The organism is Paenibacillus naphthalenovorans, from assembly GCF_001465255.1.
GTDB classification, from domain to species: Bacteria; Bacillota; Bacilli; order Paenibacillales; family NBRC-103111; genus Paenibacillus_G; species Paenibacillus_G naphthalenovorans.
Genome location: NZ_CP013652.1, coordinates 3,444,534 through 3,470,361, shown reverse-complemented (window position 1 = coordinate 3,470,361; position 25,828 = coordinate 3,444,534). Strand labels below are relative to the sequence as shown.

General features: G+C 49.3%; 17 protein-coding genes, 3 tRNA genes and 4 rRNA genes. 23 read left to right on the top strand and 1 reads right to left on the bottom strand.

The window, feature by feature from the left end; translation table 11 throughout:
* Window positions 1-7 precede the first annotated feature (7 nt).
* The 13 genes from IJ22_RS17025 to IJ22_RS16965 all read left to right on the top strand — a co-directional run bounded on the left by IJ22_RS17025 (window position 8) and on the right by IJ22_RS16965 (window position 17,390).
* Window positions 8-6,433, top strand: coding sequence for a glycoside hydrolase family 78 protein (locus tag IJ22_RS17025; RefSeq protein ID WP_062409665.1), 6,426 nt, complete (start codon window positions 8-10; stop codon window positions 6,431-6,433).
* Between the two features lie 314 nt (window positions 6,434-6,747).
* A complete protein-coding gene (locus IJ22_RS17020) occupies window positions 6,748-7,125 on the top strand; it encodes a hypothetical protein (protein ID WP_062409664.1) in 378 nt (125 codons plus the stop codon).
* Window positions 7,126-7,352: 227 nt separating this feature from the next.
* Window positions 7,353-7,640: an Asp-tRNA(Asn)/Glu-tRNA(Gln) amidotransferase subunit GatC gene (gene gatC / locus IJ22_RS17015; RefSeq protein WP_062409663.1), complete on the top strand. Its 288-nt coding sequence runs from the start codon at window positions 7,353-7,355 to the stop codon at window positions 7,638-7,640.
* A gap of 28 nt (window positions 7,641-7,668) precedes the next feature.
* A complete protein-coding gene (gene gatA / locus IJ22_RS17010; protein ID WP_062409662.1) occupies window positions 7,669-9,126 on the top strand; it encodes an Asp-tRNA(Asn)/Glu-tRNA(Gln) amidotransferase subunit GatA in 1,458 nt (485 codons plus the stop codon).
* Between the two features lie 19 nt (window positions 9,127-9,145).
* Window positions 9,146-10,594: an Asp-tRNA(Asn)/Glu-tRNA(Gln) amidotransferase subunit GatB gene (gatB, locus tag IJ22_RS17005; RefSeq protein ID WP_062409661.1), complete on the top strand. Its 1,449-nt coding sequence runs from the start codon at window positions 9,146-9,148 to the stop codon at window positions 10,592-10,594.
* A gap of 103 nt (window positions 10,595-10,697) precedes the next feature.
* Window positions 10,698-11,150 (top strand): GNAT family N-acetyltransferase, encoded by a 453-nt coding sequence (locus IJ22_RS17000; protein ID WP_062409660.1) that lies wholly within the window; start codon window positions 10,698-10,700, stop codon window positions 11,148-11,150.
* 211 nt (window positions 11,151-11,361) lie between these two features.
* The gene (locus IJ22_RS16995; RefSeq protein WP_062409659.1) at window positions 11,362-12,054 is read left to right on the top strand and encodes an MgtC/SapB family protein; all 693 of its coding nucleotides are present in this window, start codon (window positions 11,362-11,364) and stop codon (window positions 12,052-12,054) included.
* Between the two features lie 76 nt (window positions 12,055-12,130).
* A complete protein-coding gene (locus IJ22_RS16990) occupies window positions 12,131-12,736 on the top strand; it encodes an RNA polymerase sigma factor (RefSeq protein ID WP_235594158.1) in 606 nt (201 codons plus the stop codon).
* The gene (locus IJ22_RS16985) at window positions 12,687-13,154 is read left to right on the top strand and encodes an anti-sigma factor (RefSeq protein ID WP_062409657.1); all 468 of its coding nucleotides are present in this window, start codon (window positions 12,687-12,689) and stop codon (window positions 13,152-13,154) included. Before IJ22_RS16990 ends, IJ22_RS16985 begins: the two co-directional genes overlap by 50 nt.
* A gap of 13 nt (window positions 13,155-13,167) precedes the next feature.
* A complete protein-coding gene (locus IJ22_RS16980) occupies window positions 13,168-13,818 on the top strand; it encodes a hypothetical protein (protein WP_054819586.1) in 651 nt (216 codons plus the stop codon).
* A gap of 12 nt (window positions 13,819-13,830) precedes the next feature.
* The gene (locus IJ22_RS16975) at window positions 13,831-15,075 is read left to right on the top strand and encodes a DUF4097 family beta strand repeat-containing protein (RefSeq protein WP_062409656.1); all 1,245 of its coding nucleotides are present in this window, start codon (window positions 13,831-13,833) and stop codon (window positions 15,073-15,075) included.
* A 63-nt stretch (window positions 15,076-15,138) separates the two neighbouring features.
* Window positions 15,139-15,570: a Fur family transcriptional regulator gene (locus IJ22_RS16970; RefSeq protein WP_062409655.1), complete on the top strand. Its 432-nt coding sequence runs from the start codon at window positions 15,139-15,141 to the stop codon at window positions 15,568-15,570.
* A gap of 104 nt (window positions 15,571-15,674) precedes the next feature.
* Entirely contained in the window at window positions 15,675-17,390 is a 1,716-nt protein-coding gene (locus IJ22_RS16965; RefSeq protein WP_062409654.1) for a glycosyl hydrolase family 18 protein, read from the top strand.
* Between the two features lie 75 nt (window positions 17,391-17,465).
* Here the strand turns inward: IJ22_RS16965 and IJ22_RS16960 are convergent, their stop codons facing one another.
* Entirely contained in the window at window positions 17,466-17,858 is a 393-nt protein-coding gene (locus IJ22_RS16960; protein WP_062409653.1) for a DUF2614 family zinc ribbon-containing protein, read from the bottom strand.
* 136 nt (window positions 17,859-17,994) lie between these two features.
* On the opposite strand from IJ22_RS16960, the gene IJ22_RS16955 reads away from it, so the two are divergent.
* The 10 genes from IJ22_RS16955 (at window position 17,995) to IJ22_RS16910 (ending at window position 25,824) form a co-directional block, all read left to right on the top strand.
* Entirely contained in the window at window positions 17,995-18,879 is an 885-nt protein-coding gene (locus tag IJ22_RS16955; protein WP_062409652.1) for a nucleotidyltransferase-like protein, read from the top strand.
* 244 nt (window positions 18,880-19,123) lie between these two features.
* Entirely contained in the window at window positions 19,124-19,324 is a 201-nt protein-coding gene (gene thiS / locus IJ22_RS16950; RefSeq protein ID WP_062409651.1) for a sulfur carrier protein ThiS, read from the top strand.
* Window positions 19,325-19,356: 32 nt separating this feature from the next.
* Window positions 19,357-20,130 carry a thiazole synthase gene (locus IJ22_RS16945; RefSeq protein ID WP_054819591.1) on the top strand — a complete coding sequence of 258 codons (774 nt, stop codon included), beginning with the start codon at window positions 19,357-19,359 and terminating at the stop codon, window positions 20,128-20,130.
* Between the two features lie 375 nt (window positions 20,131-20,505).
* A 16S ribosomal RNA gene (locus IJ22_RS16940) occupies window positions 20,506-22,056 on the top strand.
* Window positions 22,057-22,148: 92 nt separating this feature from the next.
* Window positions 22,149-22,265: ribosomal RNA gene (rrf, locus tag IJ22_RS16935) — 5S ribosomal RNA — on the top strand.
* Window positions 22,266-22,306: 41 nt separating this feature from the next.
* Window positions 22,307-22,383: transfer RNA gene (locus tag IJ22_RS16930), tRNA-Ile, on the top strand.
* A 23-nt stretch (window positions 22,384-22,406) separates the two neighbouring features.
* Window positions 22,407-22,482: transfer RNA gene (locus tag IJ22_RS16925), tRNA-Ala, on the top strand.
* Window positions 22,483-22,609: 127 nt separating this feature from the next.
* Window positions 22,610-25,522, top strand: a 23S ribosomal RNA gene (locus tag IJ22_RS16920).
* Window positions 25,523-25,626: 104 nt separating this feature from the next.
* A 5S ribosomal RNA gene (rrf, locus tag IJ22_RS16915) occupies window positions 25,627-25,743 on the top strand.
* The 16S, 23S and 5S rRNA genes sit together here with 3 tRNA genes alongside, the layout of an rRNA operon.
* 5 nt (window positions 25,744-25,748) lie before the next feature.
* Window positions 25,749-25,824 (top strand) — tRNA-Asn (locus IJ22_RS16910).
* Window positions 25,825-25,828 lie beyond the last annotated feature (4 nt).

The following is a 25,828-nucleotide window of genomic DNA, read 5'->3' as shown; positions in this document are numbered from 1 at the left end:
GTTTTTCATGAAAAAAAAGCGTTTTTCATTGCTCATGCTAGCCGTTTTTTTGGCACAATTCATACTACCCTTCATTGATTACCGCGTTGCATTCGCAGCCGAATCGAAAACGATGTATATCGATTTCCAATCGGGCACGTTAAGGGATCAGCCGGTCAGCGGTGAACATTATTCTGCCAACAATACATGGTCAAAAAACATTGATCTTTCTCCTTATATTGATGGCACGGTAAAAGATGTGACGGTGACCGTAGGCCCTGGACAAACTGCAACTCGATCCTTAAACGGCAATAGCGTTACAATTCATGTAAATGGTAATGAGCTAACGGTTTATGGTAGGGCATTTACAAATCCGGGCCATCAAATTTATCGTTTACCTGATGGAAAACGGTGGGAACACAAGGGAGCAAACACAAGTATTTATCAATTTGTTCCGAACGATGCAGCCTCTGGAGGCATTACACAAAAGCCGGGGATTATTCCTGGTGAGGGTTATATCAGGCCCTCAAGTTCCTCGACGGCTAGTTCAACGCCAACGGCATATAATGGAACGAATAAGGAAGGTAACGATCTAAGGTATCTGTTTGGTAATCCACCTAAAGATATGGTGGATATTGCACCAAACTGGAATATGAATGGAGCTGCCGTGACAAGGGCTTACAATGTCCCTCCACCATCTGTATTTTATAAAACTCAACCAACTCAAGGTAACCCAAGACCTAATGATCCGGTTCCACTTGTTGATCCAAGCAGCATTCGATTAACAGGTGCATCAGAGATGAAGATTGGTACCGAACCATATTCATGGGGATATATTAACGGATCAAATCAAATTGCCGTTCGACGGATATTAGATACGGTTTGTACATTCGATCCGAAAGACCCTGTACCTGTAGGCGATCCAAAAGATTGTATAATTGAAAGCAAAAATACAGGATACGGCCAACTCAATAACTATGTAATGGAAGTCAATACAGATTGGCAAGCAAAGACCTACATTTACAGCATGGGGAAGGTTGAGATTACTTATGAAATACCAGCCACCCCCGACCTCGCCGCTCAGGAAATCAAAGTCGATAATGCTTGTATTCCGGTAGGTAGCACACAAACCATCAGGTATTCGTACAAGAACATTGGCGTAAGCACCTCCACGGCGTTCACGGTGCAGCTAAAAGTAGATGGTGTGGTCGTCAAAACAGAGAATGCGTCAGGCGGGGCCAACAATGGTGTGCTGCTGGGAGGAACTTATTCTTATACATTCAGTACAGCTGCGCCTAAAATCTTCTCATTGGTCGTAGACTCCGGTAATACCGTTGGAGATACGAATCGATCGAATAACACCACTAATGAAACGTTTACCCCCCAAGCGACTTGTGAAACAACGCCTCCTCCTACACAAGAACCAGGAACTTTAACGGGGGAATTAACGATCCAAAAAGGTTTTCTGCCTTGGAAGGAAAATAACGTTTTTACGGTTGAAACCAGACCGCAAGGGTGTGAGCTGAGTAAGTTTAAATGGCACATGTCCGGTAACGGCGGGGAGTTGACCATGCCGCCTCCTGGAGCAGCAGATCATGGTTGGTATCCGAACACAAGTGGTAACACGAACTCCTGGGTGTTCGCTTTTGATCATGCTACTAAGCAGTATCCGGCCAATATGAAAAGCGGTACGGTTACGGTAACCTTCATTGCATTAGACAGCTGCGGAGTCGAAAGAACCATTGGGCCGAAGACGTTTGAAATCGGACCGCCGCCGCCTAATAACCCTCCGCAGCTTAGAGTTACATTCGTAGATACAGCGGGTGAACCGATCAGCACGGTGATTGTCGGAGATACGGTAGGGTTAAAAGTAACGGAGCTGAAAGATCCTGACGGCGACCCGATTACGTTCTATTGGGATTTTGAGGACCCTATGAACACCACCGAGTGGGTGCGCGGGCTGCCAGGGAAACACAGCTGGAGTAAGCCTTACACTAGACAAAGTTATTCAGGCATGACCGCGGATGTATTGGGTATGCAAGTGGTTTGCGCATACGCTGCCGATGGTGTTAGTTCTACTAATGCTTGTGCTAACCTGGATGTAGTCCCCCCAAACCCAATACCTAAAATAAAGGGACAGCAGGTAATTAAAGTAGGTCGTCCATTAACCATTCCTTGGGATTCAAGCGAAAGCTATTCACCGGTAAAAGGTCGCATGATTGACCATACAAAGGATGAATGGATAAACGCCAAGCAGAGTTATTCTGTAGTCGGTACTGAAAAAATTCAATTGCATGTCTATGACAATACCGGCCTAAAATCGTTGGAGCCTGATACATGGGATTTAACGGTCATTCCGGACCAACCGCCCGTGATTGATTTTCAGTACAGCGCCACAGTGTCCAGAGTAGGAACAGCAAAATTTCGAAATGCCTCTTACAGCCCAGATGGGGATACGATAGTTCAGTACAGGGTTACTTATGGCTATGATGCTAACAACAATGGAAATTGCACTCCGACCAGCACTCTTATATCTTCTAATAATGAAGTTTTTGATTTTAAGCCAGATAAGGTAGGGAAGTATTGCTTCCGTGTTTATGCCAAAGAGGATTATGGAAAAGATGCTTACAAAGATTATGTTGTCGAATCTATTAATGACAGTCCAGAAGTATCCTTCACGGTAAGTGGTGAAACTACTGAACCGGAACCGGCGATCTGGAATGGGATTCCTAACGGAGATTTCCTAACTGACAGCTGGATAAACACCACTTTGGATAAGAATGTTATTCCTAAATTCGCATGGAGGATTTCACCTGCGGGAACTTTATCTACTGGAGTTAGGACCGACAACATAAGCAGCATATCTCCGGGACAATATAAAATGCCATCACTTGCATTACCAGATGCTCCGGGAACACTAGCAGGAGGGTATGGTAGTCTGCCGGGTATTACTTTCTTTTCTACCCCCGACTATTATTTGGGAAATAATATGTTTTTGGTTGGTGGTTACCAGTCATGGTATGAAAGGCAGAGACTTTATATAACAGGGTTCCACCTTCCTCAACCGATACAGTTAATAGAATTCCCTTTCGACTCCAGCTATACTGTTCACGTAAAAGAAGATGTGGGAGAGGTAATAGTACTTCATTCAAATCAGTTCGCGGTCCAAGGAAGTCCTTACGATATTACAACTCAGTGGAAAAGGTATAAAATAGCCTCCTTGCGGGGTGGAAATATATCTATAGATGCTTCTGGATCTTATAGAATGCAAAATTCTAGTGGTTGGTTTGGACCAACGAATAAATCAGGGGTATTCCCGACATACAGTGATGGATCAAGTCCATTTGATTTACAAGTTTTGATGAAATTCAACTATGACTATAAATCTATAGACTTGACTAATCGTATAATAAAGTCCTACACCTTTGACAACCTAACAACTCCATACAAGGTAGAGACCTACACGGACGTTCCATCAGAAACGGGGGACTTTGGTGGGCCAAAAGTACATCCCGGTACGATGGGAAGCGTTAGCTTCAGGGCCCCTAGCGGAAACATCTATTTCACTGCACAATACTATATGTATAAGTTTGACGGTGATACAGGAAAGATTACCAGAATTGGTCAAGCAGGGAGTTGGTCTGAACGTGCAACCATAAGTGGTGTTAATGAGGATGAAACTTTAGTTAGGTATAACCTAACCTACGATAGTAGTGTTTCTGGAGGCCAACAGTACAGATACCTTGATGTCGCAACTGGTCAATCTCACTGGGCAACCATACCTGCTGGATTCAATACAAACTTTGACTTAGACACTGATTTGGGGTTCGACGGCGACATAAACGGCAGATCACTGGAATACAGCAGAGTAAAAGAAACCAGGACCGGTAATTTTCTTTTTGACACATCTTGTAACACTTATGCATACAATCAACTTACTGTTATATCTGAGAGTCTTTATATAATGTGTGGGCAAGTCTATAGTTTCACTCCTAGTAGTTCACAAACTCAGAACACTAACGAACATTTTAGTTTCGGTCAAATAATGAAGCCATCCATGTCTCCTTTATTTGATGCGACTATTCAGTGGGAACAAAAAGCTAATGCCACGTACTTGGATTACATTCCTTACGGAATGTCTTTCAGAATTCAAGACTCGAAAAATATGTATCGTCTAGAGTCTATGAAAGACAGATTGAGATTAGTAAAAATTGTTAACGGAAGAAAAACAACGATCTCCGAAATTGCTAGAAGTTCATTTAATAATGCTTGGTATAATTATCAAATAAAAATGAACGGTAACAGATTTAGGATATACGAAAATGGGACTCTTGTTATAGATAAAACAGATTCCACTTTTTCTTCCGGAACATTTGGACCTTATTCCCTACAGGAATACTCTGAGTTCAAGGGCATACGCTATGCCATTTATCCACCGCAAACATCCAAGTATCTTAATGGATACGCTCTAGTGGACAAGGAGGTTAAATACGAGCATACTTTTTCTGACCCAGAAAACGATCCAAGATATGATAACGGGACCCAATGGAAATACGCCCATGTGGACACCACCATATTCTTGGACACCGGGGACGGGAAGAGCGGATTGTCCAGCCGTCACGGACAAACCGTAACAACGCCTATCCTGAATTTTGATAAGGTTGGAGTGTATAAGATCGAGTACAGGGCGCCGGATGATCCGCACCCTAATCACAGGCTGGCGGACGGATCTCAAGCATTCCAGGATTACTCAAAATACTCAGATTGGTACACTCAGCAGCTTATTGTTCATCGGGCTCCAATATCTAAATTCACGCTAAGCCTAGCAGCTGATAATACCATTGCTTGGACCGATCACAGCTTCGATCCGGACCGGTGTTATGCAAAAGGCAACTGCCAAGCTCCTTATGCCGACAACAGTGGGATTTACGCCAAAAAGTTTTATTACGTGACACCTAGCGGCAACACGACGGTCGCTTCCAAACTGGTTAGACCTACGGAGTCGGGAGTTTACACCGTATATATGGCGGTTCAGGATGAATACGGGGCATGGAGCGATTGGTATGAGCAAACCATTACGGTTACCGTCATACCGCCGCCAAATGTACCGCCGACAGTGACGCTTACGTTCCCTACAGGTACCCAAGCCAATCCGACACCTGTCAGCTTGCAGCCGACCATACGATGGAATCAGGCGGATGCTAATCCAGGAACGATTTTTACCGTATTCAACCTCATGATAAAGGATGAAGCCGGTTTTTGCGTCGAATGCTTGAATCACCAGGTTATGGACACAACGGCAGCCTCCTGGGCCTGGACCATGGAAAATCGTTTGCTTATGGGTCAGAAGTATTCGGCGCAGGTTCAGGTCAGCGATGGGGAAGCCTGGTCGGGGTGGAGTAATATCGGATGGATGACGACAAACCGTCCTCCTGAGGCTTATATGAGTTATCCTTATGGAACACAGGCGAATCCGACGATAGCCAATACGCTGCGGCCTACGCTTGCTTGGTCGCAGACAGACCCGGACCCGGGAACCCTATTCACTCATTTCCAGATTCAAATTACTAATGAGGCAAATACGGCCATGGTGCTGGATAGCGGAAAAATTGTTCAAAACACCGCAAGCACAAGCGCATCCTGGACTGTAACGAGCGATCTGCCGGCAGGGCAAAAACTCAGGGTGCGCGTGATGGTGTGGGACCAATACGGAGCTGCATCCGACTGGTCTCCGCAAGCATGGCTTTATATTAACCGCGCGCCAAGCGGCACGCTTACTTTTGCAAGCCCAATTTATGAACACGATACGCCTGCGTTTACGGTTATTTCATCCGATCCTGACGGAGACGCTTTGTCCATAACCGTTGAAAGCAGCTTTAACGGAGGCGAATTCTCAACCATCCGGCAGTGGCATAACGTTCCTTCGGGACAGCAAAGCGTGTTTACTTATGGCCCTATACCCGAAGGTAACTATGTGTTCCGACTTACGATTCATGATGGTTGGGGAGGAATGTTTCAACAAACGTATTCCTTTGTGGTCCTTCCGTTGGATATTACGGGATGGGTAAACCACACACCGGAGTGGGAAAGTTACCGTCAGGCCTGGAATGCGAAATACCCGCAGCGGCAAAGGGGCGAGAGGGATTTTTGGGCCGGAGAAGCGTTCGAGCTGGCCGCTCAGGTGACGGATACGGGGGTAAGCGCAACGAAGCCCGACGATGTGGATGCGACGCTAATCGAAACGGGAGAGACCGTCCCTCTTACCGGCAGCAATGATACTCGCTTCACAGGGCAGCTGCTGAATACGGATCACGTTCGTATGCTGCAAAACGGAGAGGAGTACACATTCCGGTTCAAAGTCCGTTGGACGAACGGCTTGGAGCAAACGACGGATGTACCCGTTCGTATCATAGGAAGCATGTATGATGTCATCGTGAACCAAATCCGGCACTAACTGGTCGAATAAGCGGAGGATTCGCTACGAATTCTCCGCCTTTTTTTAACGCTTAAGGAATTATGCAAAGATAACCTCTTCTCTTCAAAAAAAGATGATGATATGATTAAATCAAAGGCAGGCAACTCAAGAATTGCTTGGCCAACGAAATAATGATAAAATTAATAGAATTCATATTAATGCTTCTGGCACCAGTGCAAACAACGATTCATGAATTATCTTGCAGTTACTAATCTATCAGAACAATTGATCATATATGATTTTTGACATGAATCAAGAGGCAAGGGCCGGTAGGACCAAGAGGGGGAGCGTCCATGCTGCGTTTAGGGCAAAAAGTTATTATTGTCGGCGACAGTTTTGAACAAAATTTGCCGATCGGCGAATATGGATATATCATTGCGTATGACCGTAATGCGGATAATGTATTTGATTATGTGGTACGCGTACCGAAGGTGAATAAGCATTATTTTGTACCCGGGGCCGATGTTGAGCTTGAGGAAGTGCTGCTGCAGCAGGAGGTTGACCGGGTGGAGCGGGAGGCGCTGATCGATTATGCGCTTGCCACGAAGAATGAAGAACTGTTTCGCCGCATCATGAACGGAGATTCAGAGGAGCCGGTCGCCGATACGAACAAGGATGTTCAGACACGCGAAGATTTTATTAAACAAATCCACTTGAAAGCGTGGATTTAACGTCAAATACTGCACTAACATACGGTCAAGAAAACACCGGCTGGAAGGTGATTTTTTGGCCGTTTTTGTGTTCATTCTCACAGTGACCGGTGAATCCGGAACGACGTATTCGTTCATCTCCTATTATATTGTCTATTACACGCCTGTCCTATACGATGACAATTGAGTTCAAATTCCATCTAGGCTATAATGAAAAGAATGATTGCTTAAAGAGTGAGGTGCAGGAAATGAGTATTACGATCAAGGATGTGGAGCACGTAGCCGCATTGGCCAGACTTGAACTTGGGGATCAGGAAAAGGAGCGGTTCACCGAGCAATTGAATGCCATATTGAAATATGCCGAGCAGTTGAATCAGCTGGATACGGACGGCGTTGAGCCGACAAGCCACGCGATGCCGCTCGTGAATGTCATGCGCGAAGATGTCGTTAAGCCCTCTTTGCCGATCGAGAAGGTTCTGCTGAATGCGCCGGATGAAGAAGACGGACAGATCAAGGTGCCGGCAGTATTGGAATAACGTAAGACTACGAAGGGAGGATTTTCGCTTGTCTTTGCTTAATTTGCGTCTGCAAGAATTACATAACAAGCTTCATGCCAAAGAAATCACGGTCACCGATCTGGTGGACGAATCGTATAAACGAATTGCTGCAGTAGATCATAAGGTGAGAGCTTTTCTCAAGCTGGATGAAGAAAACGCGCGAAAGGCGGCCAAAGCTTTGGACGAGCATTCCGGAGAGGGGCATCCCCGCGGACTGCTTTTCGGTCTGCCTATCGGCGTGAAAGATAACATCGTCACCGAAGGCGTGACGACGACCTGCGCGAGTCAATTTCTCAGCAATTACAATCCGATCTATGATGCCACCGTCGTGAGCAAGCTGAAGGAAGCTGAGGCAATCTCCGTGGGCAAGCTGAACATGGATGAGTTTGCCATGGGAGGCTCGGGCGAGAATTCCAGTTTTTATCCAACACACAACCCCTGGAATCTTGAATATGTTCCGGGCGGCTCCAGCAGTGGTTCCGCCGCGGCGGTAGCGGCCGGCGAAGTGTATTTCTCGCTTGGCTCGGATACCGGCGGGTCGATTCGGCAGCCGGCGGCGTACTGCGGCATTGTAGGTATGAAGCCGACATACGGCCTGGTGTCCCGTTATGGTTTGGTGGCTTTTGCCTCCTCACTCGACCAAATCGGGCCGCTGACCAAAAACGTGGAGGACAGTGCTTACCTGCTTCAAGCGATTGCAGGCCACGATCCGAAGGATTCGACATCCTTGAATACGGAAATTCCCGACTATATCAGCGCATTGACAGGTGACGTCCGGGGATTGCGTATTGCTGTACCGAAGGAATACCTTGGTCAGGGAATCGATCCGAAGGTGAAGGATGCTGTGCTGACGGCATTGAAAGTGCTAGAAGGGTTGGGAGCCGTCGTGGAAGAAGTATCCCTTCCGCATTCGGAGTATGCCGTTGCCGCCTATTATCTTTTGGCGTCCTCGGAGGCGTCCTCCAATCTGGCTCGTTTCGACGGAGTGCGGTATGGCGTACGCGCCGACAATCCAAAGAATTTGCTGGACGTATATCTGAAATCCCGCAGTGAAGGCTTCGGTAATGAAGTAAAGCGCCGGATTATGCTCGGCACTTACGCATTAAGCTCCGGCTATTACGATGCTTACTATTTGAAGGCGCAAAAAGTGCGCACTTTGATTAAACGCGACTTCGAACAAGTGTTTGAAAAATATGACGTGGTCATCGGGCCGACTGCGCCGACAACGGCTTTCCGCATCGGTTCGCAGACAGAGGACCCGCTCACCATGTATTTGAACGATATTCTGACGATCCCTGTCAATCTGGCCGGCATACCAGCGATCAGCGTTCCTTGCGGATTCTCGGACGGACTGCCGGTAGGTCTGCAAATTATCGGCAAAGCGCTCGATGAATCGACGATTCTCCGCGTAGCCCATGCTTACGAGCAGCACACCGACTTCCACAAGCAGCGTCCGCAGCTGTAATAGAAAGGAGCAACCTTAAGTGACAGCAGCAACCGATAAGAAATACGAAACCGTCATCGGACTCGAGGTGCACGTGGAATTGCACACGAAATCCAAGATTTTCTGCGGCTGCTCCACCTCATTTGGAGCTCCGCCGAACACGCATACCTGTCCGGTTTGTTTAGGACATCCCGGCGTGCTTCCCGTGCTGAACAAGCAGGCGGTGGAATATGCCATGAAGGCAGCAATGGCGCTCAATTGCCGGATCGCAACGGAAAGTAAATTCGACCGGAAAAACTATTTTTACCCTGACTCCCCTAAAGCTTACCAAATTTCGCAGTATGACAAGCCGATAGGCGAGCATGGCTGGATTGAGATCGAAGTGAACGGCGAGACGAAGCGCATCGGCATTACGCGCGTCCATCTGGAGGAGGATGCGGGCAAGCTTACGCACGTGGACGGAGGATATGCTACGCTTGCCGACTACAACCGCGTCGGCACTCCGTTGATTGAGATCGTATCCGAACCGGATCTCCGTTCTCCAGAGGAAGCGCGCGCATATCTGGAGAAGATCAAGGCCATCATGCAGTATTGCGACGTTTCCGACGTGAAGATGGAGGAAGGTTCCCTGCGCTGCGACGCAAACATCAGCTTGCGTCCTTTCGGGCAAAAGGAATTCGGTACGAAAACCGAGCTCAAAAACATGAACTCGTTCCGCGGCGTTCAACGCGGTCTGGAATACGAGGAATGGCGGCAAGCAGACGTGCTGGATAGCGGGGGCCATATCGTGCAGGAGACGCGCCGCTGGGATGAGGCCCAAGGCAAGACGCTGACGATGCGCAGCAAGGAGGAGGCTCACGACTATCGCTATTTCCCCGATCCGGACCTGGTCTCTCTGTATATTGATGAGGAATGGAAGGCTCGCGTCCGCGCATCGATTCCTGAACTGCCGGATGCGCGCAAGAAACGCTACGTCAGCGAATATGGTTTGCCGAGCTACGACGCGGAGGTCATTACCTCTTCCATCAAGCTTGCTGATTTCTTCGAGGAGAGCTTGAACTTCACGAAAGACGCCAAGGCGGTTTCCAACTGGATTATGGGCGACCTGCTCGGATATTTGAACGCCAACAGCCTGGAGCTTGCCGACGTGAAAATTACGGGTAAAGGTCTGGGAGAAATGATCGGGCTTATCGAAAAAGGAACGATCAGCAGCAAAATCGCCAAAACCGTATTCAAGTCTATGCTGGAAACGGGCAAAGACCCTCAGACCATTGTTGAAGAGCAAGGTCTGGTGCAGATCAGTGATGAAGGGGCGATTAAAGCCGTTGTCGATCAGATTGTGAATAACAATCCGCAATCGGTTGCCGATTATAAGGCGGGCAAAGAAAAAGCGGTCGGCTTCCTGGTCGGACAAGTCATGAAGGAAACCAAAGGCAAAGCCAATCCGGGTCTGGTAAACAAGCTGATTATCGAACGTCTTAACGCATAATGTAAATCCAAAGTGGTATGCGCCTCTGTCCGGCGTGGCAATTGGGAATGCCGGACTTTGGAGGTCATTACCGCTTTCTTTATGCACAAAGGGGGCGAAATCCATGATTCGTGCAATCGATCTGAACGATACGCAGGAAGTGCTGGAGTTCCTCACCCTGCAGCAAACCGCTTATCGGGTGGAGGCGGAGCTGATCGGTTTTGAGGAAATTCCTCCGTTGTTTGATTCCCCGCTCAGCTTAAAAGAATCCGGGGAATCGTTCTTCGGTTATTATGAAGAAGGAAAGCTCAGAGGTGCCGCGGCATGCAAGCAGAGCGCCAGAGAATTGACGATCAGCCGCATAATGGTGTATCCGGATTGTTTTCGCCGCGGAATTGCAAGCAAACTGCTGAAGCACCTTGAGCAATTTGCGCTGCCGGGGATGAGGATTATCGTATATACGGGGACGAACAATATTCCTGCCGTTCAATTGTATGATAAACATGGATACCAGCCGCTTCAGATGCAGTTGGTGGCACCGGGGATTACATTAACGAAATTCCAGAAAGTGTTATAATCGCGGCAGTTTACGGTTTTTCACGATCCGTTCGTGCCGCCCGATAGGGAAACCAACAGATAAGGCCTGTTTCGGCCTTTTTTTGCTTTTTATAGGGAAATATAGCATATAGAGGCACCCGGCATTTTTTTTGCAAAGTCTCCAGTAACGAACCTTTCCGTGTTACAATAATCTTCATTAATCTTTATCATTGATCGGGAGGCGACGGTTTATGAATGATCCGTGGACAATTGACACGCTGCATATTACGCTTCGTTTACTGCTGGCCTTATTGTTAGGTGGAGTCATCGGATTCGAACGGGAGCAAAATAATCGTGCAGCCGGGCTGCGCACTCATATTCTTGTATGCCTTGGGTCTACGCTGATCATGCTGTTGTCGATGTATGGGTTTGCTGAATTCGCCAAGCTGGATAATGTCCGGTTGGATCCTGCCCGGCTCGCGGCACAGGTGATCAGCGGCATCGGATTTTTAGGAGCGGGAACGATTCTTTTCACCGGTAAGTCTATCACGGGGCTTACAACGGCGGCTTCCTTGTGGGTTGTCGCGGCCATTGGCCTTGCCGTCGGCGCAGGATTTTATTATGCTTCGGTTCTGACTTGTGCGCTGGCTTTGGTCAGTCTTTTTTTACTAAACCTCGTCGAGCAAAAATATTTTCACACGAAAAAAACGCTTTTTTTTAAGCTGGAGGCTACCGATAGTCCAAGTCTTCTCGGCCGAGTTGTTACTATGCTGAGCAAGCAAGGCAACGTCATTCAAAAGCTTTCGGTGGAAGAAATTCCCATGGAGAATGGGAATCGGCTTCAGATTACTTTAATGCTTCGCTTAGCCAAGAATGTAAAGGTTGCCCAAACGGTGGAGGAACTGATGAGCTTGGATGGAGTGAACTCGGTTTCATGCGATTAATTTTTGGCGCAAAGTGAAGGGATTTTGGAATGCGCCGCGTCTAAGAGAGTGAAATAAGAAACAGCAAGGCGGTGAAATGATGGAAATCATGACGGATGAACAGCTGGCCGACCAGGTCCGTCAGGGTGATCATGAAGCTTATCGGGAGCTGATTGAACGCCATAAGGACTATATTTATACGCTGATCTACCGCATGATTGAGCATCGCGAAACCGCCGAGGATTTGACGCAGGAAGTATTTATCAAGCTTTACCGTTCATTGGATCGCTTTCGCGGGGAGTCACAACTGAAGACCTGGATTTACCGCCTTACTGTCAATATGGTGACGGATTATCTGCGCTCCCGGCGCAGAAGGCCGCACGAGGCGGTGTTGGACAAAGTCAAAAGCTGGTTCGGCGACCGAAAGCAAGAACCGGAAACCCGCGCGCTGCAAAAGGAAGAACAGCAAACCGTACTGACGCTGCTCGCAGAACTGCCTGAGAAATACAGGCTCATCATGTATTTGTACCATTACAAGCAGTTAACCTATCAGGAAATATCGGAGACTACCGGGCTGCCGCTCAAGACCATTGAGACGAGATTATATCGGGGTAAAGCACTGTTGAAAGAAAAATGGCTGGAGGTGCGGGATCATGGCTGTCATGCATCCGAACGATCAAGAGCTGCAACGATATCTGAATAGAAGGTGCTCCGCGAAGGAAGACCGACGAATCGGTTATCATATCAAAGCGTGCTCCGGCTGCCGCAGGAGAATCTCCGTTTTACTGGACATGGAGATGGCTTTAGAGGAGCTTCCTGTTCTGCAGGCTCCAAGTGATCTGGCAGACCGGGTGATGTCTTCGATCGAAGTCGAAGCTTCATTGGTTCATTCCGGACGGGACTCGGGTCGAACTGCTGTAAGCGGGAAGCGGCGCGCGTATTGGCGTTCCGAACTGATCAACGGGCTGGTCGCCACCGCGGCAACTTATTTATTTATTAGTACCGGCATTGTAGGGAAACTGATCAACCTCGATGCGGGCGAGCTTGAGGCCGGTCTACGCTCCGGTGCAATCCAGTTCCTTCAGGCCGTCGGAGAGGTTTCGCGCCATTTGCTGTTCTAAGGAGGAGTCACCAATGCAAGGTCAGGATCAATCGAAAGATCCGAATATCCATAAAGACGACCAAGAAGAAGCTTTTTTACGGGAGAGAATGGAACGCTACGGGCAGGCCCGCAGGCGGCAGCCTTATGATCCGGTCTTTGATCAGCGGTTGCCCCGTAAAAACAAATGGATCGCCGGAATTCTTTCCTTTTTGATCCCCGGTACGGGTCAGCTCTACTTGGGTCTCATGCGGCGGGGCATGGGCATCATGCTGCTGATGATTATCGATATTTTTGCCATTGTATTCTTTGCCACAAGCAAAGCGACAAGCATCCCGCTCATTGTTTTATTCTCTCTGCTTGTGCCTGTCATTTATTTCTATAATATCTTTGATGCGCTGCAGCAGACGGACAAAGTCAACTATGCCGGTTCTTCTTATGGCGTTGGCCATAGTGCGCGGGACGAAGAGGGGATGTTCTTCCCGGGGGAGGAGCCGAGAAAGCCAAAGCTTCGGGGGAACGGATTCGGCTATGTATTGATTGCTGCAGGGGCGCTCCTTATACTTGTGAACGGTAAACCGGCTTGGCTTGATCATGTGTTTGATTTTTTGGGATCGTCAACCGGAGCAGTGATCCTGATTGCCGTAGGGCTCTATATGTTCATTAAGGAATCGACGAAAAAATAAGGAGAGACACATATGCATAAAGCAGGTCGCTTTACTGCGGCGGTTCTGCTCGTGCTGGTCGGCGGAGCCGTGATTGCGGACAGGAGGATGAATACGAACTTCACGACGGTGCTTATAGATTGGTGGCCGCTGCTGTTCATCTTTTTGGGCATGGAATATATTTTGTTCAATATGAAATACGGGAACAGCGAACGCCAACTGAAGCTGGATTTGGGGGGCATCATCTTTGCCGTCATGATCTCAGCGGTGGTGATTGTGAGCACACAGACAACGGATTTTTTAAAAAAGTTCGACGGATTCCATTTTTCGCAAGCCATTGAATCCATAACTTCCGAAGGGTACCGGTTTGATAAAGACGTGACGTTGATTCCGCTTTCTTCTGATACGGAAACCATACGAATCGGTAACCTGTCGGGTAACGTTGTCGTACAATCGGGTCAGGTTGATCAAGTGCAGGTGGAGCTTACTGTCATCGTGAAGGCAGACAATGAAAACGAAGCCAAGCCGATTGCAGATGAGTCCAGGCTGGAATTTGATGAAAGCGACGGCACGCTTGATATTCAGGCAGTTGCCAAGGAGTATCCGGGATCCTTTTTAGGCAGCCGGAAGCCGCGGATGGATCTGGTGGTCACCCTGCCGGAGAAACAGAAGGTCAATCTGGATATGAAGCTGGAGAATGGTAAAATCAATGCTGCAAGACTTCCAATAAAAGAACGGTTTACCGGGAAAACTACAAACGGAGAAATTCAGGTATCTGAATTGAATGGCGATTTGCGCTTCACCACGTCTAACGGCCGGATTCTGGCAGCGCACACACAAGGCAGCTTGAATCTGAAAACCTCAAACGGACGGGTTGAAGTCAACAACCATCAAGGTGATGCAGTGATAGAGTCTACCAACGGAGAAATTCGTGCGATGAATGCATCGGGGACGATTCAAACGGAGACCTCCAATGGAGCCATTGTGATTGATGGTGTGCTAAAAGAAGTTAAGGCACATACAAGCAACGGATCCGTCGACATTTCAAGCCGAACGGTGGATGGAGATTGGGATGTCAAGACATCGAATGGGAAGATTGACGTGAAGCTTCCGTCTGCCGGGGACTATCGGGTTGAAGGAAAAGGCAGCGAAGATGGTATTCAGACCAATCTTCCGCTGATAGTACAAAGAGATACGGTTACCGGAACCATCGGCGGAGGGCAGCATCGGATCCGGCTGGAGACGAATGACTCTCTGTCTATCCAAATGATGAATTGACAATTTACTCGGCATGCGAGTAGAATAAAGTGATGTATTTTCTTTGAGCGGGCGGTGCACACCATGAACCTTGCTTTAGAACAAGCGTTAAACAAACTCAAGACGATGGGCGTTCGAATGACTCCGCAGCGGCATGCCATTTTATCCTATTTGCTTGATACGATAATTCACCCAACGGCGGATGAAATTTATAAGGCGCTGTCGCCGCGTTTTCCCAGCATGAGCGTTGCCACCGTATACAATAACCTTAAAGTGTTTATTGAGGCCGGATTGGTTCGGGAGTTGACGTACGGCGATCATTCCAGCCGGTTTGATGCGAATTTGTCCGATCATTACCATGCGCTCTGCGAGCGGTGCGGCAAACTGGTTGATTTTGCTTATAAGCCTTTGAACGATTTGGAACAGGCGGCGGGAGAATTGACGGGTTTTCACGTGAAGAGTCACCGTGTTGAAGTGTACGGCATATGTTCCGATTGCGCGATGCAATCCACATGATAGATTGATAGATTTAAGGTATAATGGACGTGTTCGTTCCGCCTGTTGGCGCTCGAATACGTCTTTTCTTTTTATCTCAACATTGTGGGTACGGGAGTGAAGCCATGCGTCGTGGGAAAAAACGTAGAAAGCCCCTGCTGCTTATGACGATTGCCGTTATGTGCGGCATGGTTTTCGGACTTTATTATTGGTCGGTCTATGTGCCGAGCTCCAAGCATGAAGAACCGGGCTTTGAAGGGAATCCGAAACCGGTGTTTTATCAAGGGACCATGCTTAATGATCCGGCCATCGGGTCTAAAGAAAGTTTAAAACTCCCTTTGGACATTGTGAAAGAACACATCGATCCGTCTCTGATTTACGAGGAATCATCGGAATCGACTATTATAACCACTAAAGATAAGGTAGTTCGACTGCGGACAAGCGAACTGACGGGAATGATGAATGAGAAACCGTTCAAACTCCGTTTTCCGCTGGAAAAAAAGGACGACAAGGTGTACCTTCCCATTGATCCGCTAAAAGACCTGTATGAGATCGAACTGCGCGAGTCCGAAGAGACCGGTGCGGTGCTGATGTTCAAAGCAGGCGATACCGTGCGTTGGTATCAGGCAGTTTCATATCCCGGCAAGCCGGACCGAACGATTCCCATGCGTCGGGATCCCTCGATTAAAGCGATCATTTTAGCCGACGTGAAGCAGGGAGAGAAGGTGATGGTATGGGATGAGCATGAACAGTGGCTGCGTGTTCAGCTAACCAGCGGTTATATGGGGTATATTCGCAAGGAGCAGCTGGTTGCCGATCAGGAGGAGACCATTCCCCAAAAGAAGCCTGTCGCCGAATTCGTTCCCAAGCAGCCGGTCAGCGGAAAAGTGAATTTAACCTGGGAGCATGTGGTCACCAAAAATCCGGATACCTCCAGCATTCCTCCGATGCCGGGAGTCAATGTGGTCAGTCCCACCTGGTTTCATTTGGAAGACGGGGAAGGCAATTTGAATAACCTGGCCGATCCGGCCTATGTCAAATGGGCCCACGAGAGGGGATACCGGGTTTGGGCACTCTTCAGCAATGGGTTTGACCCGAAAAGGACGACCGATGCCTTATCCACTTACGATAAACGGATGACCATGATCAAGCAGCTGCTCGCTTTCACGCAGATGTACTCGCTTGATGGCATTAATATTGATTTTGAAAACGTGTATCTCAAAGATAAACAAAACCTGGTTCAATTCGTCCGTGAAATGACGCCGCTTATGCATGAACAGGGGCTTATTGTCTCGATAGATGTAACGCCGATATCCAGCAGCGAGACGTGGTCTCTCTTTTACGACCGTAAAGCGCTTGTGGAGTCGGTCGATTACATGATGCTGATGGCTTATGACGAGCATTGGGCAAGCAGTCCAAAGGCAGGGTCAGTGGCATCGCTGCCTTGGGTGGAACAGTCCATTGTTGCGCTCCTTGAGGAGGATATCCCCCCGTCAAAGCTGATTTTGGGAATTCCTTTTTATACCAGGGAATGGACGGAGGAAGTGAAGGACGGCAAAACCAACGTGAGCTCAAGGGCCGTGTTCATGGATAGGCCGCAGCGGATCATCAAGGAGAAGAACCTGACTCCTGTTTTTTCTGCAGAAACCGGTCAAAACTATATCGAATACGAGGAAGACGGCAAGCGCAAAAAAATCTGGATCGAGGATGAGACCTCGGTTAAAGCGAGAATTGCACTGGTGAATAAATATCATCTTGCCGGAGTCGCTTCCTGGCGCAGAGGCTTTGAGAACCCGCAGGCGTGGAACTGGATTCATTCGACGCTCGAATCAAAGCAATAAAAAACTGGCTTTGCCGTAACGCGGCGAAGCCAGTTTTTTGTGTCGGCTACCGGGATGAGGCCGGCAAACTCCCGATCAAGTAGAGGATGTCGTTTCGCTTCGGCTGACCGAAGTACCGGCAGTTTCCTCCGGATTTTCGCTCGGAGCGTATTTGGGGTCGAATGTTAAAATGGTTTTGCAGTACATACAGCGGTCGGTTTTGCCCAGCATTTTGGTATGCTTTCCGCATTCAGGACATACCAGTACCGTGGCGCTTGTTGACATCATGCCTGCTGTAAAATAAACGGCCATACTGACCAGCATGGAAATTCCGCCAAGCACCATGCACGTCGCCGCTAGGATGCGCCCTATTTTTCCCCATTCAAAGACGATACCCGCAAGTCCGGTAATCATGAGCAGCATCCCGCCCATCGTCAGAAGGAGCCCCCATAACCGGAATTCATTTACTTTACTTGACTTGAACCTCATTAACGTCACTTCTTTCATAGGAATAATTATGTGAATTTTGACACAAAACCTTGGCAGGAAACTGAATTTGAATGTAGAAATAATCATAAATATTGCATTATTTGATTCTTGCGCTCAAAGTCAGGAGGCTTCCTTGATGGAATCAGTAAAACAATATTGGGTTGAAAAACTCCGGCAGGATGAAGCTGTCATCAGTGTGTCGGCAGTCGATAGCCCTTCGATGTTCTCTTCCGTGACGGACGGATTCGATATTCTGCTTCTTGTCGTCAGTCATGACAATAAACGAACTTATCAACAAATTCATTATATAAAAGACAACCTACGTATACAAGAAAGGTGGATCAGTCCTGATGCGTTGGAGCAGTGGATCCTGCATGCAGAACACAGCAACTTGATTTATTGGATCTTAAAAGGGGAGATACTTTTGGATCGGAATACGTATATGGAGAGCTTGCGTCATAAGATACTTGAATTCCCGGTTGAGCTGCGGGAGCGCAAGCTTCTTATTGAATTCTCCAAGTTTTTGCGGTGCTACCTGCAGAGTAAAGAATATATATTAAACGAGCATTTTCTGGACGCTTACAACAATATTCTTGAAGCGCTGCGCCACTGGGCGCGGATTGTCATTATTGAATCGGGAAGCCATCCCGAGGTTACCGTATGGCGTCAAGTGAAAACGATTAATCCCGGGATTTATAAATTGTACGAGGAGCTCACCTTAAGCAGGGAAACGTTAAAACAGCGAGTGCAGCTGGTTTTGCTGGCTTGTGAATTTTCCGTGATGTCGAAGATGGAGAACTGCTGCAAGCTGCTTATCGATTTGCTTGCGAGCAGAGAGGAAGCCTGGAGCCTGCAGGAACTGCAGCAGGTTCCGAAGCTGGCAGATGTGAAAGCGGAGCTTCCGCTGCTGGTGAGCAAGCTGGTCAAAAAATCGCTGGCCAAAGAGGTGATCTTTACGATCGACTCTGAATTCTCCGTGCTTGAGCTTCGTTATAAAGGTGTCAAGAACCAAAGTTTGTGATATAATGTCAACAATTGAATAGCCACTAGGGGAGCCTTCATGCAAGCGGGGCTGAGATAAAGAAGCGAATTCTTTGACCCTTGGAACCTGATTACGGCAGTCCGCAGAACGCGGACGGCAACTGGATCATACCAGCGTAGGGAAGTGGACGAATGTTTACGGATTTGTTGTAAGGCATTTGCTCATCAAGTCGACCTGCTCTGGGTTGGCTTTTTTTATGTACGGATTTAGAGGAGGTGAACGGATGAGACTCATCGTGAACGGGGAGCCAAGAGAAATGGACAACGTTTCTACGGTAGCGGAAATGCTGGCGGCGTTCAAACTGGAGAACAAAATATTGGTAGTGGAATTGAACAAGGAAATAATTGAACGCAGCACATATAACGAGACGCGTCTGAATGATGGCGACCGGGTGGAGATCGTCCATTTTGTCGGCGGAGGTTAACATATTTTTGTACAATGAAGGAGATAATGAACATGAGTGAAACGTTGAAAATTGGTCCTTATGAATTTAAATCCCGGTTGCTTTTGGGTACGGGGAAATTTACGGATCTGAAAATTCAAGAACAAGCTGTTCGTGTCTCGGAGGCGGAGGTACTGACGTTTGCCATTCGCAGATTGCCGATCGATAACCCGGATGCACCTAACTTTCTTGAAACCTTGGATTTGAAAAAGTTTACCCTACTGCCTAATACAGCCGGTGCCTATACGGTAGAAGAAGCGGTGCGGATTGCCCGTCTCGCGAAAGCCTCCGGATTGTGCGATATGATCAAAGTTGAAGTGATCGGTGATCCAAGAACCCTGCTGCCGGATCCGGTCGGCACCCTTGAAGCGACCAAAATATTGGTGGATGAAGGCTTTATTGTACTTCCTTATACTTCAGACGATCCGATACTTGCGCGCAAGCTGCAGGAAGCGGGAGCTGCGGCGGTGATGCCGGGCGCTTCGCCGATCGGCTCCGGTCAAGGTATCGTAAACCCGAATAATTTGCGATTTATTTTGGAAGAAGCGAAGGTGCCGATTATCGTTGATGCTGGAATTGGCGGACCTGCCGATGCCGCTTTGGCAATGGAGCTTGGAGCAGACGGCGTTCTACTGAATACGGCAGTAGCCGGAGCGGGTGATCCGGTTCTGATGGCTGAAGCGTTTAAACTGGCTGTCGAGGCGGGACGCAAGGGCTTTATTGCCGGCCGGATCCCTAAAAAACGGTATGCCTCCGCGAGCAGTCCGGTTGAAGGTATGATTGAATAATGGAAAGCAGGAGCTCTTTGGCCCTAAGGTACAGCAGAGCTCCTTTATTTTTTTGTTCCGGACGCTTGACTTTCAAATTGGGGATATGTTAAATTAATTTTCGCCGCTTCAAACGGCTTACCGTGATGAAGCCTCTCGATGAAGAATAGAAATAAATGTTTTAAAAAAAATGCTTGCATTGAGATAGGCGAATATGGTATATTATAAAAGTCGCCGCTAAACCAGGTGACAACAAGCGACAAAGTTGAAAAATCCTTGTACAGCAAGGTTTTAGCAGTGAAATTGCCCTTTGAAAACTGAACAACGAGTGAGTGTAAAGATAGAGAATCGAGAGATTCTCGCCAGTAGTAGATGTATGAGCTAATCAGATTTTCTTTGATGGAGAGTTTGATCCTGGCTCAGGACGAACGCTGGCGGCGTGCCTAATACATGCAAGTCGAGCGCTGGGGGTTCTCCCTTAGGGGAGACCTCCTGGAGCGGCGGACGGGTGAGTAACACGTAGGCAACCTGCCTGTAAGACCGGGATAACTACCGGAAACGGTAGCTAAGACCGGATAGGTGGTTTCTCCGCATGGAGGGATCAAGAAACACGGTGCAAGCTGTGGCTTACAGATGGGCCTGCGGCGCATTAGCTAGTTGGTGGGGTAACGGCTCACCAAGGCGACGATGCGTAGCCGACCTGAGAGGGTGATCGGCCACACTGGGACTGAGACACGGCCCAGACTCCTACGGGAGGCAGCAGTAGGGAATCTTCCGCAATGGACGCAAGTCTGACGGAGCAACGCCGCGTGAGTGAAGAAGGTTTTCGGATCGTAAAGCTCTGTTGCCAAGGAAGAACGCCTTGGGGAGTCACTGCCCTGAGGGTGACGGTACTTGAGAAGAAAGCCCCGGCTAACTACGTGCCAGCAGCCGCGGTAATACGTAGGGGGCAAGCGTTGTCCGGAATTATTGGGCGTAAAGCGCGCGCAGGCGGCCGCTTAAGTTTGGTGTATAAGCCCGGGGCTCAACCCCGGATCGCACCGAAAACTGGGTGGCTTGAGTGCAGGAGAGGAAAGCGGAATTCCACGTGTAGCGGTGAAATGCGTAGAGATGTGGAGGAACACCAGTGGCGAAGGCGGCTTTCTGGACTGTAACTGACGCTGAGGCGCGAAAGCGTGGGGAGCAAACAGGATTAGATACCCTGGTAGTCCACGCCGTAAACGATGAGTGCTAGGTGTTAGGGGTTTCGATACCCTTGGTGCCGAAGTCAACACAATAAGCACTCCGCCTGGGGAGTACGCTCGCAAGAGTGAAACTCAAAGGAATTGACGGGGACCCGCACAAGCAGTGGAGTATGTGGTTTAATTCGAAGCAACGCGAAGAACCTTACCAGGTCTTGACATCCCTTTGACCGGTACAGAGATGTACCTTTCCTTCGGGACAGAGGAGACAGGTGGTGCATGGTTGTCGTCAGCTCGTGTCGTGAGATGTTGGGTTAAGTCCCGCAACGAGCGCAACCCTTGAGCTTAGTTGCCAGCATTAAGTTGGGCACTCTAAGTTGACTGCCGGTGACAAACCGGAGGAAGGTGGGGATGACGTCAAATCATCATGCCCCTTATGACCTGGGCTACACACGTACTACAATGGCCGGTACAACGGGAAGCGAAGGAGCGATCCGGAGCGAATCCTTATAAGCCGGTCTCAGTTCGGATTGCAGGCTGCAACTCGCCTGCATGAAGTCGGAATTGCTAGTAATCGCGGATCAGCATGCCGCGGTGAATACGTTCCCGGGTCTTGTACACACCGCCCGTCACACCACGAGAGTTTACAACACCCGAAGTCGGTGGGGTAACCGCAAGGAGCCAGCCGCCGAAGGTGGGGTAGATGATTGGGGTGAAGTCGTAACAAGGTAGCCGTATCGGAAGGTGCGGCTGGATCACCTCCTTTCTATGGAGTCCATGTTACCTGCGGGGTAACGGACAATAAGCAAGAAGCACTCACTCGTGTTCAGTTTTGAAAGGTGCAATGCCTTTCGATCGTTTGGTGATGATGGCGGAAGGGAACCACACGTACCCATACCGAACACGACCGTTAAGCCTTCCAGCGTCGATGGTACTTGGACCGCAGGGTCCCGGGAGAGTAGAACGTCGCCAAGCGAATCCACTTTAAGTGGGTTTTTAATCCTATAGAGTAGTGAGGGCCCTTAGCTCAGCTGGTTAGAGCGCACCCCTGATAAGGGTGAGGTCGGTGGTTCGAGTCCACTAGGGCCCACCATTAAACTTCATAATGGTGGTCATGGGGCCATAGCTCAGCTGGGAGAGCGCCTGCCTTGCAAGCAGGAGGTCAGCGGTTCGATCCCGCTTGGCTCCACCATTCAATGTTTGTTCCTTGAAAACTGGATATCGAAACGAAGCAAAATGCTGAATCATCCCGCTGCGATTTTCGTAAGAAAATCGTCAGCAGCCGATACGTAAGTGTGTCGGTACCGAATAACCAAATTGGTTAAGCTAATAAGAGCACACGGAGGATGCCTAGGCGCCAGGAGCCGATGAAGGACGTGGCGAACGACGAAATGCCTCGGGGAGCCGTAAGCAGGCTTTGATCCGGGGATGTCCGAATGGGGAAACCTGCGTATCGTAATAGATACGTACCATGCAGTGAATACATAGCTGCATTGGAGGCAGACGAGGGGAACTGAAACATCTAAGTACCCTCAGGAAAAGAAAACAAAAGTGATTCCGTCAGTAGCGGCGAGCGAAAGCGGATTAGCCCAAACCAGGGGGCTTGCCCCCTGGGGTTGTGGGACGTCAACGTGGGTTGAGCAGAGTAGGTGAAGCGGTCTGGAAAGGCCGGCCGGAGAAGGTAACAGCCCTGTAGCCAAAATTCTGCGAAAACCCTAGACGGATCCCGAGTACCGCGAGACACGTGAAACCTCGTGGGAATCCGGCAGGACCATCTGCCAAGGCTAAATACTCCCTGGCGACCGATAGTGAAGCAGTACCGTGAGGGAAAGGTGAAAAGAACCGCGGGAGCGGAGTGAAAGAGAACCTGAAACCGTGTGCTTACAAGAAGTCAGAGCCCGTTAAAGGGTGATGGCGTGCCTTTTGTAGAATGAACCGGCGAGTTACGTTTGCAAGCAAGGTTAAGGTGAGAAGCCGAAGCCGCAGCGAAAGCGAGTCTGAACAGGGCGAATGAGTTTGCAGGCGTAGACCCGAAACCGTGTGATCTACCCCTGTCCAGGGTGAAGGTGCGGTAACACGCACTGGAGGCCCGAACCCACGAATGTTGAAAAATTCGGGGATGAGGTGGGGGTAGCGGAGAAATTCCAATCGAACTCGGAGATAGCTGGTTCTCCCCGAAATAGCTTTAGGGCTAGCCTCGGGAGATGCGTCGTGGAGGTAAAGCACTGATTGGGTGCGGGGCCCGCCAAGGGTTACCAAGTCCAGTCAAACTCTGAATGCCACAGACGTTAACCCGGGAGTCAGACAGTGAGTGCTAAGATCCATTGTCAAGAGGGAAACAGCCCAGATCATCAGCTAAGGTCCCCAAGTGTGTGTTAAGTGGGAAAGGATGTGGAGTTGCGCAGACAACCAGGATGTTGGCTTAGAAGCAGCCACCATTCAAAGAGTGCGTAATAGCTCACTGGTCGAGTGACTCTGCGCCGAAAATGTAACGGGGCTAAACACACCACCGAAGCTATGGGTCCAGTAATGGGCAGTAGGGGAGCGTTGTAACAGCGTTGAAGGTTGATCGTGAGGACAGCTGGAGCGGTTACAAGTGAGAATGCCGGTATGAGTAACGAAAAGATCAGTGAGAATCTGATCCGCCGAAAGCCTAAGGGTTCCTGAGGAAGGTTCGTCCGCTCAGGGTAAGTCGGGACCTAAGGCGAGGCCGAAAGGCGTAGTCGAAGGACAACAGGTTGAAATTCCTGTACCACCGTGAACCGTTATGAGCGATGGGGTGACGCAGAAGGATAGTGACGCGAGCTGATGGATGCTCGTCCAAGCAGTGAGGCTGGTGTGCAGGCAAATCCGCACATCGAAAGGCTGGGCTGTGATGGGGAGGGAAAATTGGAGTACCGAAGGTCATGAGTTCAGGCTGCCAAGAAAAGCCTCTAGCCAGGGAGAAGGTGCCCGTACCGCAAACCGACACAGGTAGGCGAGCAGAGGATGCTAAGGCGCGCGGAAGAACTCTCGTTAAGGAACTCGGCAAAATGACCCCGTAACTTCGGGAGAAGGGGTGCCCCGGTAGGGTGAATAGCCCGAGGGGGCCGCAGTGAAAAGGCCCAAGCGACTGTTTAGCAAAAACACAGGTCTGTGCGAAGCCGCAAGGCGAAGTATACGGGCTGACGCCTGCCCGGTGCTGGAAGGTTAAGGGGAGCGGTTAGGGGCAACCCGAAGCTGTGAACCGAAGCCCCAGTAAACGGCGGCCGTAACTATAACGGTCCTAAGGTAGCGAAATTCCTTGTCAGGTAAATTCTGACCCGCACGAATGGCGTAACGACTTGGGCGCTGTCTCGACGAGAGATCCGGTGAAATTTTAATACCTGTGAAGATGCAGGTTACCCGCGACAAGACGGAAAGACCCCATGGAGCTTTACTGCAGCTTGATATTGGACTTTGGTACGATCTGTACAGGATAGGTGGGAGCCAGAGAAGCATGAGCGCCAGCTTGTGTGGAGGCGACGTTGGGATACCACCCTGATCGTATCGGAGTTCTAACCTGGTGCCCTAAGCGGGTATGGGGACAGTGTCAGGTGGGCAGTTTGACTGGGGCGGTCGCCTCCTAAAGCGTAACGGAGGCGCCCCAAGGTTCCCTCAGAATGGTTGGAAATCATTCGCAGAGTGCAAAGGCAAAAGGGAGCTTGACTGCGAGACAAACAGGTCGAGCAGGGACGAAAGTCGGGCTTAGTGATCCGGTGGTACCGAATGGAAGGGCCATCGCTCAACGGATAAAAGCTACCCTGGGGATAACAGGCTTATCTCCCCCAAGAGTCCACATCGACGGGGAGGTTTGGCACCTCGATGTCGGCTCATCGCATCCTGGGGCTGAAGTAGGTCCCAAGGGTTGGGCTGTTCGCCCATTAAAGCGGTACGCGAGCTGGGTTCAGAACGTCGTGAGACAGTTCGGTCCCTATCTGTCGCGGGCGCAGGAAATTTGAGAGGAGCTGTCCTTAGTACGAGAGGACCGGGATGGACGTACCGCTGGTGTACCAGTTGTCTCGCCAGAGGCACGGCTGGATAGCCAAGTACGGAAGGGATAAGCGCTGAAAGCATCTAAGCGTGAAGCCCCCCTCAAGATGAGATTTCCCAGTACGTAAGACCCCTTGTAGACGACGAGGTAGATAGGTTCGGGGTGGAAGCACGGCAACGTGTGGAGCTGACGAATACTAATCGGTCGAGGGCTTATCCAAAAAGCACATGAAGATGATCAGCAGCTTGGTTTCGATCCAGTTTTCAGGGCGCAAGCCGCCTTGAAAGTGAAAATGCGATGTTTCCTGGAAGAAACATCAATACGTTTGGTGATGATGGCGGAAGGGAACCACGCGTACCCATACCGAACACGACCGTTAAGCCTTCCAGCGTCGATGGTACTTGGACCGCAGGGTCCTGGGAGAGTAGAACGTCGCCAAGCGATATTCCCCGATAGCTCAGTTGGTAGAGCACTCGACTGTTAATCGAGTTGTCACAGGTTCGAGTCCTGTTCGGGGAGCCATTTT